Genomic DNA, 13,491 nt, shown 5'->3' with positions numbered 1-13,491 from the left:
CACTACAACCGCAATTCATACCGGGCACCCCCATGGATCCCGAACAGAACCCCCTGGTGCTCGTTGTCAATGACGACGATGCCAGCCTGAAGGCCGTTGCCGCGCTGCTTGAAACTGCGGCGGAGGAGCTGCGTTTCACGGTCGTGACCGCGAGCTCGGGCGAGGAGGCGCTGCGACAGCTTCTCGAGCATGAATTCGCGACGATCCTGCTCGACGTGAACATGCCGGGACTCGACGGATTCGAGACTGCCCGGCTGATTCACGGCCGCCCCCGTTCGGCGGCGATACCGATCATCTTCCTGACCGCTCACCGGTCCGACGAGCTCGACCGGATCAGGGGTTACGAGGCTGGCGCTGCCGATTACCTCTTCACCCCGCTCGTCCCGCAGGTGCTGCAGGCAAAGGTGGGCGTGTTCGTCGAACTGTGCCGGCAACGGCGGGAACTGGAGCACAAGGCGGCTTTGCTCGCGGATCTCAATCGCGAGCTGCAGGTACAGCGCCTGGCGGATCTGGAGCGTGCCAACGCGGCCCTGCAGACGGAGGTTGCAGAGCGGCGCGGAGCGGAAAAGCTCGCCCGGGAGCTCGCGCTTCGGGACACGCTTACCGGTTTCTTCAACCGCCGCTCGCTCAACGACCGTCTCGCCCATGCGATCGCGGTGGCCGGTCGCCAGAACGACCGTCTCGCGCTGCTGTTCCTGGACCTCGATCGCTTCAAGCGCGTCAATGATTCCCTCGGGCACGACAAGGGGGACGAACTGCTGAAACAGGTCGCCACGCGGCTGCGCGGCGCGGTGCGGGAGGCTGACACGCTGGCCCGGTTTGGCGGCGACGAGTTCGTCGTGTTGCTCGAAAACCTGCACGACAGGGACGATGCCGCGCAAGTGGCGATCAAGATCTGCGCCGCGCTGGCGCATCCGTTCGAGCTTGGCTCCAGCACGGTGAAGGTGTCCGCGAGCGTCGGGATCAGCCTTTACCCGGAGGACGGGACGAGTGCGGGGGCGCTGATGAAGAATGCCGATCTGGCGATGTACGAAGCAAAGCAGAGGGGACGTAACGGCCACGAGTTCTATCGCGAGGAGCTCAACTGCCGCCTGCTGGAACGCATCCGGCACGAGCACGAGCTGCAGCAGGCGCTGGAGAATGACGAATTCGAGTTGTACTACCAGCCGAAGGTCAACGTCGTCGACGGAACGATCGCGGGGCTGGAGGCGTTGCTGCGCTGGCACCATCCCCAACTCGGATTCCTTTCGGCCGAACAGTTCATGGGGCTGGCCGAGGAGGCCGGCATGCTGGTGCCGCTGGGCGAATGGGCGCTGCGCGCGGCGTGCCGCCAGGCGCGGCAGTGGCAGGATGCGGGATGGCTCAAGGACACCGTGCGAATCGCGGTGAATGTCGCCGAGCCGCAGATCTATTCGGCGCTGCCCGACACGCTTGCGCGCCTGCTCGACGAGCACGGGCTGTCTCCGGCGCATATCGAGCTCGAGATCACCGAAACCTTGCTGATGCGCGACGTCGACCAGGCGGTGAGCGTGCTGGCGCAGATCGGCGCAACCGGCGTATCGATCGCGGTCGATGACTTCGGCACCGGCTACTCGTCGCTCGCGATCCTCAAGGCGCTTCCGATCCACATCCTCAAGATCGACCAATCGTTCGTGCGCGACCTGCCGCACGACCGCGACACCCATGCCATCGTCACCGCAATCGTCCAGATGGCCCACGCGATCGGGCTCAACGTCATCGCCGAAGGGGTGGAAAACGAAGCTCAGCTCGGGGCGTTGCGCAGGCTGGGATGCGACGAATACCAGGGGTATCTCTACAGCAAGCCGCTCCCGGCGAGCGAGCTGACAAAGAAGTTCAGGACCGGCGGCGCGAAACGCATGCAGGGCAACATGCGCTGGCATGCCTTGGCGGTGAGCTGTGACAACCAGCCGAGCCTCGTCGGAAAGTGAGGCGCGGCACAGAGAGCATCGAGCAATGATAAGACGAACGAGTATCACGACGCGCCTGGTCGCCGGGTTTTCCCTGATGCTGGTGGCGACCCTGCTGTTGGGCGTGATGAGCCTGCGCAGCATCCAGGGCCTCGCCGAGACGACCGCGAGCATGTACCGGCATCCGTTTACCGTGGCCATCGCGATTCGCGAAGCGAAGACGGAAGCCTTGGTCGCCCAGCAGGTCATGAGCACCCTCGTGCACTACGCGGACTCCGCGGAAGTCCACAGCCTCGAGCAAAGGCTCGAGGCGCGGCGCAAGGACAATGACGAGAGGTTTGCGTTGCTGCGGGAGCGTTACCGCGGCAACCCCGCCGACCTGGACAGGATCCAGCAGGCACGGGACGACTGGAGGGTGGCGCGCGCCGAGACGATCGCGCTCGTGAAAAGCGGCCGTCGCGCCGAGGCGATCGTTTTGCACCGCGAGCGTTCGGACCGGCTCGTCAATGCGCTGCTCGACCGCATGAACGCCGTTTCGAATTTCTCGGACCAGCGGGCCTCGATCTACCAGCAGGATTCGGCAAATGAGGCGGCGTCCGCAGGGCGCCTGCTCGTCGCCGCGCTGGTGCTGATCCTCGCTGCCGGAGCGGCCTTGACCTTCGTCGTCACGCACAGCGTCAACCGCTCGCTGCGACGCGCGGCTAACGAAGTCAAGCGCGTGATCGAAAGCAGTTCGGACAAGGCGCGGGTCGTCGAAGCGATCGGGGCAGGAGACCTGAGCCAGGAGATCGCAGAATCGAAGCCGCTCAAGCTCGACCCGGAAGCTCTGCCGCACGACGAAACCGGGACCCTGCTCAAGGCGGCGGCGCAACTGAGCGCGGTCCAGAACGAGCTCGACCACTCCTTCCGCAACATGACCTCGTCGTTGCGCCAGGCGCGTGCCCAGGCACACGAGGCGGACTGGCTCAAGAGCGGGCTGAACGAGCTCAACTCGGTGATGCGGGGAGAACAGGGGGCGTCCGACATCGCCGACAAGGTGCTTGCGTACCTCGTGGAATACCTCAAGGCGGGTGTCGGTGCGCTGTACCTGCTCGATGAGCGCGCGGAGGAACTGAGCCTGGCGGCGAGCTATGCCTTCACGCGACGCAAGAACCTCGGCGACCGCTTCCGCCTCGGCGAGGGGCTGATCGGGCAGGCCGCACGGGAACGCAAGCCGATCTGCCTCGCGAACGTGCCGGCCGATTATCTGCCGATCGCCTCCGCGCTCGGCGAGTCGGTGCCGAAAATCGTCCTCGCGCTGCCTTTGCTGCATGGAACGCGGCTGATCGGCGCGCTCGAGATCGGCACTTTCGCCGACATGACGGACATCCAGCTCGAGTTCCTGAACCTGGCGCAGGAAGCCGTCGCGATCGGCCTGAGCGTCAGTCTGTCGCGCCAGCGGATGGCCGAACTCCTCGAAGAGACCCAGCAGCAGGCCGAAGAACTCCGCGTGCAGCAGGAGGAACTGCAGCAAAGCAACGAGGAACTGGAAGAACGCGCGCAGATGCTCGAAACGCAGCGCGAAAACATCCGGGCGAAGAACCGCGAGATCAAGCTCGCCGCCGAGGACCTTCGCGTCAAGGCGCAGGAACTCGAGCGCGTGAGTGCGTACAAGTCGCAGTTTCTCGCGAACATGTCGCACGAACTGCGCACGCCCCTCAACAGCCTGATGATTCTGTCGAGCCTGCTGATGCAGAACAAGGACGGCAACCTGAGCGAAAAGCAGATCGAGTTCGCCTCGACGATCCACTCGGCCGGCACCGACCTGCTCGACCTCATCAACGATATTCTCGATCTGTCGAAGATCGAGGCGGGGCGGATCGAACTCGACTTCGCCGATATCGCCGTCGAGGAGCTGTCCGCGTCGATGCGCAGCCTGTTCCAGTCCCAGGCCGAGCAGAAGCGGATCGCATTCAGCGTGGAAGTCCAGGCGGATGTCCCCCGAACGTTCCACGGCGATTCGCAGCGCGTTCATCAGATACTGAAGAACCTTCTTTCCAACGCGCTGAAGTTCACCGAGCACGGCGAAGTCAGGTTGTGCGTGACTTTCCCTTCCGGGAGCGCCAATCCCCTGCCGGAGCTCGCGATCGCGTTCGTCGTCAGCGATACCGGCATCGGGATTCCGCCGGACAAGCAGCAAGGGATTTTCGATGCCTTCCAGCAGGCTGACGGTTCGATCAGCCGCAAATACGGCGGCACCGGCCTGGGCCTTTCGATCTCGCTCGAGCTGGCCCGCAGGATGCACGGCGATATCCACATGAGCAGCAGCGAGGGCGAAGGCAGCGTGTTCATCCTGTACCTGCCGCTGTGCGTCGAAAGCGACAAGGGGCCCGAGCGGCGCCGTCCGCCCGCCGCGCTGCTCCCGCAGGCGCCGGCGGTGCGTGCCCAGCACGAGCCGTCCGCCCGTTCGCCGAGGACGGAGGAGCACGGTCATGCGAAAGCCGGCGACCGGAGCATCCTGGTCGTCGAGGACGATCCCGAGTTCGCGAAGATCCTGCAGGAACTGATCCGCGAGCGCGGCTTCTCCGTCCTCGTCGCCGAGAGCGGGGAAAAGGGGCTCGAACTCGCCGAGCGGGAACTGCCGAGCGCGATCATCCTCGACGTGATGCTGCCCGGCATCGACGGCTGGAACGTGATGCGCAGCCTGAAGGACAATCCGCGCACGCGCCACATCCCGGTCCACTTCCTCACCTGCCTCGAGGAGCGGCAAAAGGCTTTGGGGATGGCGGCGATCGGCTTCGCAACGAAGCCGGTCGACAGCGAGCAGCTCAACGAGGTTCTCGAGGCGATCGAGCGCTCGGTGACGAAGTCCGTCAAGCGGCTCCTCGTCGTCGAGGACGACCAGAACGAGGCGTACAGCATCGTCGCGCTGCTCGACGACAAGGACGTCGAGATCTCGGTCGCCGCCTCGGGACGCGAGGCGGTCGATCTGCTGGCGTCCGAAACCTTCGATTGCGTCGTCCTCGATCTGGGGCTGCCGGAGATGTCCGGTTTCGATCTGCTCGATCACATGCAGGCGATGGAACGCGGCGCGCGCGTCCCGGTCGTCATCCATTCGGGCCGCGAGCTGAGCGAGGATGACGAGCGCAGACTGCGGCGCTACGCGGAAAGTATCGTCATCAAGGGCGCGAAGAGCCCCGAGCGGCTGATCAACGAAGTGACCCTCTTCCTGCACCAGGTCGAAACGAGGCTGCCCGCGAACAAGCAGCGCATGATCCGCGCGGCACTCGACAAGGAGGCGATGCTCGAGGGCAGGAAGGTGCTGCTGGTCGACGACGACATGCGCAACCTGTTCTCGCTGTCGAGCGTGCTGGCCGAAAAGAACATGGTCGTGATCGAGGCGGACAACGGCCGCAAGGCGCTGGCCCGCCTGGAAGAGCATCCGGATGTGTCGATCGTGCTCATGGACATCATGATGCCGGAGACCGACGGCTATGCCGCGATGCGCGAAATCCGCCGCAATCCGCGCTTCGCCAAGCTTCCGGTGATCGCGATGACGGCGAAGGCGATGAAGGGCGATTACGAGAAGTGCATCGAGGCGGGAGCGAGCGATTACATCGCCAAGCCGATCGATGTCGACAAGCTGTTTTCGCTGATTCGCGTGTGGATGTATCAGCGTGTCTGAGTGGGACCAGCGGAAACCGGATCTGCAAGAGGTGGAAATGCGCTTGCTGCTCGAGGGAATCGAGCAGGTGTATGGCTACGACTTTCGCGACTATGCGGAAGCTTCGATCAGGCGCCGCCTGGTGCGCTGGCTCGCCGAATCCGGCTTCGAGACGTTTTCGCTCGCGCAGTCGCGGCTGCTGCGCGACCGCCGCGTCTTCGATTCGCTGCTGCGCGGAATCACGATCAACGTCACGGAAATGTTCCGCGACCCCGGCTTCTTCAGGATGGTGCGCACGAAAGTCGTTCCCTTCCTCCGGACGTATCCCTTCGTCAAGATCTGGCACGCGGGCTGTGCCACCGGCGAGGAAGCCTACTCGATGGCGATCCTGCTCAACGAGGAGGGGATGGCGGGGCGCTACCGGATCTACGCGACCGACATCAACGAGGCGATCCTCGAGCGCGCGCAGGAAGGCATCCTCTCGGTCGCCAGCATGCAGCTGTTCACCCGCAACTACCAGTTGAGCGGCGGGGCCGCGTCCTTCGCGGATTACTACACGGCGCGCTACGAGCACGCGCTGCTGTCCCCGGCGTTGCGAAAAAATATCGTCTTCGCGCCGCACAACCTCGCGACCGACGCCGAGTTCGGCGAAATGAACATGATCCTGTGCCGCAACGTCATGATCTATTTCAAGCCGCCGCTCAAGGAACGCTGCCTGCGCCTGTTCGACGACAGCCTCCCGCCCGGCGGATTTCTCTGCCTCGGGCTCAAGGAGGTGCTTGAACGAACGAGCATCGAGTCCCGCTTCGCCGAGCTGGATGGTTGCATGCGCATCTACAGGAAGCGCTACGACTGACCTTCCTCCGCGTCAGGCAGGGCGCCGGACCCTATGACTTTGTCAACCCTGGTGAAATTGGCATCCGTGCGAGAAAAACGTCTCGTTTTCCGATAGATCGGTGCTGAGAACGGCCGAAGCCGGCTGCTAGACTGGCGCCCGGTCCATCGATCAGCGAACCAACGTTCTGAAGGGAAAGAGCACGAATGTCATATCTGGCCGACGTGTTGTGGCACAGGCTCGCCGGCCCGCTGCCGGGGGAACTGGATAAGTCGGAACTCGGCTACCTCTTCCTTCCGAACCGGCACATGCCGCTTCTGGTGCGGCGACGGGCGACGATGATCGTCAATCGCGTGCGGATGTTCGCGTTTCTGTTCGCCGTGCTCACGCCGCTGTGGAGCGTGATCGACTTCGTCGTCTTTCCGCCGTCGCTGTGGATAACCCTCGCGCTGATGCGGCTTTTTGCCAGCGCCGCGTTCGCGACCCTCCTGATCTGCTACCGGCCGTCAGGCAACCTGTTCGATGCCTACCGCGCGATTGCGGTCCTGTTCGCGATTCCGACGGCGTTCTATGTCGCTTCGCACACCCTGCTCGGGACGTACCAGCTGTCCGAGCTTTCGGCAGCGATCGGCGCGGGCTATGCTTTTCTGCCGTTCGTCCTGCTCGCGGGCCTGTCGGTCTTTCCGCTGACGCTGATCGAGAACGTGCTGATTTCGAGCCCGATCCTGCTCGCCCAAGCCCTCGCTGGCTATCTGAGCTGGACGACGCTCAACTGGCCGTCGTTTGCCGGCTCGTTCTGGTTGCTGGTGCTGATCACCGGCGTGTCGATCATTGCCGGGATGAGCCAGCTCGCCTTCATGACGGCGCTGGTGCGCCAGTCGGTGCGGGATCCCCTGACCGGCGCCTTTTCACGCGGCAGCGGCGAAGAAATGCTCGAACTGCAACTGGCCATCGCGAATCGCAACCAGGCGTCGATCACGGTCGCCTTCATCGACGTCGATCACTTCAAGAGCATCAACGACCGCTTCGGCCATGAAGCAGGCGACAAGGTCCTGATCACGCTCGCCACGCACATCACGGCGGCGCTGCGGCGTGTCGACGTCCTGGTCCGCTGGGGCGGCGAAGAATTCATCGTCATCATGCCCAACACCGATCTCGCCGAAGCCCGCACAGCGATGGGGCGCCTGTGCACGCTCGGTCTGGGCAGCGGTCCGGATGGCACACCGGTGACCGCCAGCATCGGCCTGGCGGAGCGCCGTACCGACGGCACCGGCGACTGGAAAGCCCTGATCGAGAAAGCCGACCAGCGGATGTATCTCGCCAAGCACAACGGCCGCGACCAGGTCTGCTTCAGCGCCTGCTAGAAGTGGCGCCACCCCGCACGGGGGGCGGTCTCATCAGGGTGCCGGCAGCGCCCCTTCAGAGAGGCGTGCGGATGCGGTGCGGAGGGTGTGTGCCGCTGTGCTAACATTCCCCGCTTCTCTTGCGTACATCGGGCACGGTGTGGGCGCTCGTGCCATTCCGAACGGAAGAATCATGCGCATTTTGGTGAGTAACGACGACGGTTATTTTGCTCCGGGGATTGCCGCCCTCGCTGAGGCTCTGCAGGAGATCGGTGACATCACGGTGGTGGCGCCCGAGCGTGACCGAAGCGGCGCAAGCAATTCCCTGACGCTCGACCGCCCGTTGTCACTGCGGCAGGCGGCAAACGGTTTCCATTTCGTCAATGGCACACCAACCGACTGCGTGCACCTTGCGGTCACCGGCATGCTCGATCACCTCCCGGACATGGTCGTGTCCGGCGTGAATCACGGCGCCAACATGGGCGACGACACGATTTATTCGGGCACGGTCGCGGCCGCCACGGAAGGATTCCTGCTCGGAGTGCCGGCGATTGCGGTGTCTCTCGTGAGCAAGGCGGCGACCGATTTTTCGGCGGCTGCGCGGGTCGCGCGCGATCTCGCCGAGCGATTTACACGCGTCCCTTTCCAGCATCCGGTATTGCTGAACGTGAATGTGCCGGACCGCCCCTATGAAGAACTGCGCGGCATCCGCGTCACGAGGCTGGGCAAGCGGCACAAGGCCGAACCGGTGATCCGCAGCGTGACGCCGCGCAACGAGACCGTCTATTGGGTGGGCGCGGCCGGCCAGGCTGCGGACGCGGGTGAGGGTACCGACTTCCAGGCGGTGGCTGAAGGCTTCGTGTCGGTTACGCCGTTACAGATCGACCTCACCCACAGCGGCCTCATTCCCAGCGTCGCCGAATGGGTCGGTAGATGAGCATGCGGCCCCCGGATCCCGGGCAGGCCTCGAGCCGTGCCCGTGCCCGCATGGTCGAGCGGCTCCGTGCGCAGGGGATCGCCGACGAGAAGGTGCTCGCGGCGATGATGCAGATTCCGCGCCACGCGTTTGTCGATGAAGGCCTCGCCTTCAGTGCGTACGACGACACGGCGCTGCCGATCGGATACCAGCAGACGATTTCGCAACCGCTGGTGGTCGCGCGCATGATCGAGATCCTGCACGCGGGCCGTGAACTGGGGCGGACCCTCGAAGTCGGCGCCGGCTGCGGCTACCAGGCTGCGGTACTGTCCCTCGTGGCGACCGAAGTGTATGCCGTGGAGCGCATTCGCCCCCTTCTCGACCGGGCACGCGAAAACCTGCGGCCCTTGCGGCTGCCGAACGTTCGTCTCAAATACGCCGACGGCAATCTGGGATTGCCCGAAGCCGCTCCTTTTGACACCATTATCGTGGCCGCCGCCGCGGCCGGCATCCCGGGCTCGCTGAAGGAGCAGCTCGCTCCCGGCGGGCGGCTGATGATCCCGCTCGGGACCGCCGACCAGCGTCTCGTGATGACCGAGCGGCACGGCAATATTTTCAGGGAAAGCCGGTTCGAAGCGGTGCGCTTCGTCCCCTTGCTCACTGGTACGGAATGATCCATTCAGTAAAATCCGCTTCGTTGAAGTTTTTCGGCCCCGTGCTTCTCGCCGCGCTGCTGTCGGCATGCGCAGCGACAGGCCCCGCTCCTGTCCGCGACACCACGCCCCCACCCTCGGCCCAGGCACCGTCGCCGGCCCCGACCAACGGTGCGAAGCAGCCCGTTCATGTGGTCCGGCCGGGCGACACCTTGATGGGTATCGCACGGCTGTACGGGGTGACGGCAAGGGATCTGGTCGTCTGGAACAATTTGACGGATCCGAATCAAATACATGTGGGCCGGGAATTGCGTGTCGGTCCTCCCGTGGATGTGGTTGCGCAGCCGATCGCAATCGGTCAACCGGTCGAAGTGCAGCCGGTGAAGCCGGGGAGCGAAGGGAACGGCGTGCTGGTAAAGCAGGAACCGAAGGGCGGAAAGCAGCCTTACAGCGACGAAGCGTGGGCTTCGCTCCAGCCACGCTCGACGCTTCCGCCAGTCGTGCCGCCGGCCGCCCCCGAAGCGGACAAGGCGGTAACTGCCGACCCTGTCTGGCTATGGCCGGTAAGCGGTCAGGTCATCGGGACATTCGACGAGGCCGCCAACAAGGGGCTCGATATCGCGGGCAAGCCGGGCGATCCGGTGATTGCCTCCGCAGGGGGCAAGGTAGTCTATTCGGGCAGCGGCTTGCGCGGCTATGGAAAACTGGTCATCATCAAGCACGACGCGAACTATCTCACGGCATACGCGCATAACCAGCAGTTGCTGGTCAAGGAAGGGGAGTCGGTTACCAAGGGTCAGAAAATCGCAGAGCTCGGAAGTACCGATGCGGATCGCCCGAAGCTTCACTTCGAAATTCGCAAGCAGGGACGTCCGGTCGATCCGATGAAATATCTGCCTGCACGCTAACGAGGAGGCTATGTACGATCCGGTGAGTCGTGACGATGTGGATAGTCAGGAGCCGGATCTGCCCCCCGAGGTGGAGGTGTTCGTCGAGCGGGCCGCGCCCGCATTCGAGAACGAGTTTCTCAGCGACGTCACCCAGATCTACCTGAACGAGATCGGGGCGAATCCGCTGCTTACGGCAACCGAAGAGGCTGCGCTTGCGCGAAGGGTGCGCACCGGCGATTTTTCCGCTCGCCAGATCATGATCGAGCGCAATTTGCGCCTGGTGGTCAACATCGCGAAACATTACCTCAATCGCGGCATCCCGCTGCTCGACCTGGTCGAGGAGGGAAATCTCGGTCTGATGCATGCGCTCGAGAAATTCGACCCCGAGCGCGGCTTCCGCTTCTCGACCTACGCGACGTGGTGGATTCGCCAGAACATCGAGCGGGCGATCATGAACCAGTCGCGCACGATCCGCTTGCCGGTGCATGTGGTCAAGGAGCTGAACCAGGTGCTGCGCGCGCAGCGCAACCTCGAAGCGTCGGGCAACGGCGAGTTCACGCTTGAGCAGGTTGCCCATCGTCTCGACAAGTCGGTCGAGGAGGTGCGCGCGATCCTCGCCCTGAGCGAGCACACCGCGTCGCTCGACGCGCCACTCGAGATCGACCCGACCCTTTCGATCGGCGAATCGCTCGCCGACGATCAGGCCGAGCCTCCCGATACCCACATCCAGGATGCGGAGGTCGAGAGGCTGATCCAGGAATGGATCGGGATGTTGAACGAAAAGCAGCGCCTCGTGATCCGGCATCGATACGGGCTCGACGAATGCGAGGTGATGACGCTGGAGGAGCTCGCGTCGCGGCTGTGCCTGACGCGTGAGCGGGTGCGCCAGATCCAGCTCGAGGCGCTGGGACAATTGCGAAGGACCGTCAAACGGCGCGGTATTTCGCGGGACGAACTGCTGTAGGCTTGCTCCGCCCGTTCACTCCGCGCGTGCGGTTTCACCCCTTTGCTGCTCACGCAAGGCCTGCGACAGCTCGAACACGGCCATCGCGTAGAAGCTGCTCTTGTTGTATCGCGTGATCGTGTAGAAATTTTGGTACCCAAGCCAGTATTCGGTTTCAGTGCCGGGCGCCGCAAGGTCGACCAAGGTTGCGGGAGCCGCGCGTGACGAGCCATCGAGGCCCGTCACGCCGGCCTGTGCCAGTTGTTCCGGTGAAAGCGCGGGTTTGATGCCGGCGTCGATCAGCGCCTGCAGGTCGGCTCCGGGCGCGACGCGCGCCGGCTCCGCTACGAGTTCATCACGCACCCAGCCATGCTCGGCCAGGTAGCGCGCGACACTGCCGATCGCGTCGGTCGGTTCCAGATCGAAATCGATGCCACCGCTGCGGTCGAAATCAACGCCGTAGCTGCGGATGCTGCTGGGCAGGAACTGTGGGTAGCCGATCGCGCCGGCATACGAACCGTAATAGCTGAAGAGATCGCGTTGCTGCTCGCGTGCCAGCAGGAACAGGTTTTCGAGTTCGCGCAGGAACAGCGGCGCCCGTGGCGGATAGTCGAACGCCAGCGTTGCCAGCGCTGACAGCGTCTCGAAATTTCCCGTATTGCGGCCATAGTAGGTTTCCACGCCGATGATCGCGACGACGATTTCCGGCGGCACGCCATAGCGTTCGTGCGCGGCCTGCAAGGTCGCCGCATGCTCCTGCCAGAACGCAACGCCGCCACTGATGCGTGCCGAATCGAGAAAGCGGGCGCGGTAGCGTTGCCACGAGCGGACGCCGGGCGAGCCCGACGGGCTGATCAGCCGGATGACGCCGGGCTCGTGGCGGGCGCGGTCGAGCGCCGCGAGCACTTCCCCGCCGTCGAAACCGTGTTTTTCCTCCATTGTGCGGACGAACGCCCTGACCTCCTCGCGCTGGACATAGGACGCATCCGCGAGCGCTGTGCCCGAGAGGAGAGCGAGTGCGAGGAGCGGGGTGACGAAGCGTTGTTTCATTTGTGTCTCAGGTGTCTCAGTCTCTGGGTGGTGGCCGCCGGGAATCCATGGGTTCCCCTGCTCCGGCCAGGCAAACCAGGCGGCCGGCAATAGGCGCCGTGCTTGATGCAGGACCGGGGCCAGCTTGAGCCGCCGGCGTGAAGTCGTGGTGCCGCCCGGGGCGGGAAGGGCCGGGATTGCTTCGCCGGGCAGGCGGGTGGCATGGCCGTGAGGCAGGGGCTGCGCACTGTGAAATTGACCGGGAAGCGGTGATAATAGACGACAAAGATCATCAGGCTGCGCCCGACGCAGGCGACAAAACGGTTCGAAGGCCAGGCCGCGATGACATCGCCTGCAATGAATGAGGGGAGGGATATGACGACGACTGCGTTCATTACGCACCGGGAATGCTGGCTGCACGATATGGGGACCTTCCATCCGGAATGTTCCGACCGGCTAGCGGCGATCAATGACCGCCTGATCGCGGCCGGCCTCGACCTCTATCTCTCATTTTACGACGCGCCCCAGGCGACGCCCGAGCAGATCACTCGCGCACACCCTGCCGCGTACCTCGAAGAGCTGATGAACAGCGTGCCCGAGCATGGCATCCGCCACCTCGATCCCGATACCGCAATGAACCCCGAGACGATGAAGGCGGCGTTGCGTTCGGCCGGCGCGGGCGTGCTGGCGACGGACCTGGTGCTGAAGGGCGAGATCGAGAACGCGTTCTGCGCGGTGCGCCCGCCGGGGCATCACGCGGAACGGGCCCGGGCAATGGGATTCTGTTTCCTCAACAATGTCGCGATCGCGGCGTGCCACGCGCTCGAGGCGCACGGGCTGGAACGGGTGGCGATCGTCGATTTCGACGTTCACCACGGCAACGGCACCGAGGACATTTTCCGCGAGGATCCCCGCGTGATGATGGCGAGCATTTTCCAGCATCCGTTCTATCCATACAGCGGCGCGGACTGCACGGCGGCCCACATGGTCAATGTGCCCGTCCCCGCCGGGGCGCGCGGAGACACCTTCCGCCAGATTGTCAGCGACGTTTGGATCCCCGCGCTGAGGAACCACAACCCGCAGATGATCTTCATCTCCGCGGGTTTCGACGGGCATTACGAAGACGACATGGGGTCGCTCGGTCTGGTCGAATCCGACTACGTCTGGGCGACGCAGCAGGTCAAGGCGCTGGCGGCGGACTGCGGACACAAGAACATCGTTTCCGTCCTTGAAGGGGGACACGCGCTGTCTTCGCTCGCCCGTTCGGTGGTTGCGCATATCAAGGCGCTGGCCGATCTGTGATGGGGGGCG

Annotated in this window: 10 protein-coding genes; 9 read left to right on the top strand and 1 reads right to left on the bottom strand. The window is 64.2% G+C overall.

The window, feature by feature from the left end; genetic code table 11:
* Positions 1-32 precede the first annotated feature (32 nt).
* From GO606_RS18090 to rpoS, 8 genes are all read left to right on the top strand, one after another.
* Positions 33-1,949 carry a putative bifunctional diguanylate cyclase/phosphodiesterase gene (locus GO606_RS18090; RefSeq protein ID WP_169117453.1) on the top strand — a complete coding sequence of 639 codons (1,917 nt, stop codon included), beginning with the start codon at positions 33-35 and terminating at the stop codon, positions 1,947-1,949.
* 25 nt (positions 1,950-1,974) lie between these two features.
* Entirely contained in the window at positions 1,975-5,592 is a 3,618-nt protein-coding gene (locus GO606_RS18085) for a response regulator (RefSeq protein WP_169117452.1), read from the top strand.
* A gap of 37 nt (positions 5,593-5,629) precedes the next feature.
* Positions 5,630-6,427, top strand: coding sequence for a CheR family methyltransferase (locus GO606_RS18080; protein ID WP_169117450.1), 798 nt, complete (start codon positions 5,630-5,632; stop codon positions 6,425-6,427).
* Positions 6,428-6,612: 185 nt separating this feature from the next.
* Positions 6,613-7,770: a GGDEF domain-containing protein gene (locus GO606_RS18075; protein WP_169117448.1), complete on the top strand. Its 1,158-nt coding sequence runs from the start codon at positions 6,613-6,615 to the stop codon at positions 7,768-7,770.
* Between the two features lie 172 nt (positions 7,771-7,942).
* On the top strand, positions 7,943-8,686 hold the full coding sequence (gene surE, locus GO606_RS18070; protein WP_169117522.1) for a 5'/3'-nucleotidase SurE: 744 nt from the start codon (positions 7,943-7,945) through the stop codon (positions 8,684-8,686).
* Positions 8,683-9,339, top strand: a complete 657-nt coding sequence (locus GO606_RS18065) for a protein-L-isoaspartate(D-aspartate) O-methyltransferase (protein ID WP_169117447.1) — start codon at positions 8,683-8,685, stop codon at positions 9,337-9,339. The genes surE and GO606_RS18065 overlap by 4 nt, the downstream gene beginning before the upstream one ends.
* Positions 9,336-10,226, top strand: coding sequence for a peptidoglycan DD-metalloendopeptidase family protein (locus tag GO606_RS18060; RefSeq protein WP_169117446.1), 891 nt, complete (start codon positions 9,336-9,338; stop codon positions 10,224-10,226). The genes GO606_RS18065 and GO606_RS18060 overlap by 4 nt, the downstream gene beginning before the upstream one ends.
* A gap of 10 nt (positions 10,227-10,236) precedes the next feature.
* Positions 10,237-11,172, top strand: coding sequence for an RNA polymerase sigma factor RpoS (gene rpoS, locus GO606_RS18055; RefSeq protein WP_169117445.1), 936 nt, complete (start codon positions 10,237-10,239; stop codon positions 11,170-11,172).
* Positions 11,173-11,187: 15 nt separating this feature from the next.
* Here rpoS and mltB read toward each other — a convergent pair whose 3' ends face one another.
* The gene (gene mltB, locus GO606_RS18050; RefSeq protein WP_169117444.1) at positions 11,188-12,201 is read right to left on the bottom strand and encodes a lytic murein transglycosylase B; all 1,014 of its coding nucleotides are present in this window, start codon (positions 12,199-12,201) and stop codon (positions 11,188-11,190) included.
* 354 nt (positions 12,202-12,555) lie between these two features.
* Here mltB and GO606_RS18045 point away from each other — a divergent pair, with 354 nt between their 5' ends.
* The gene (locus tag GO606_RS18045) at positions 12,556-13,482 is read left to right on the top strand and encodes a histone deacetylase family protein (RefSeq protein WP_169117443.1); all 927 of its coding nucleotides are present in this window, start codon (positions 12,556-12,558) and stop codon (positions 13,480-13,482) included.
* The last annotated feature ends 9 nt before the right edge of the window (positions 13,483-13,491 follow it).

Source organism: Aromatoleum anaerobium (assembly GCF_012910705.2).
In the GTDB taxonomy this organism is placed as follows: domain Bacteria; phylum Pseudomonadota; class Gammaproteobacteria; order Burkholderiales; family Rhodocyclaceae; genus Aromatoleum; species Aromatoleum anaerobium.
This window is presented reverse-complemented; position numbering and strand designations above follow the sequence as displayed.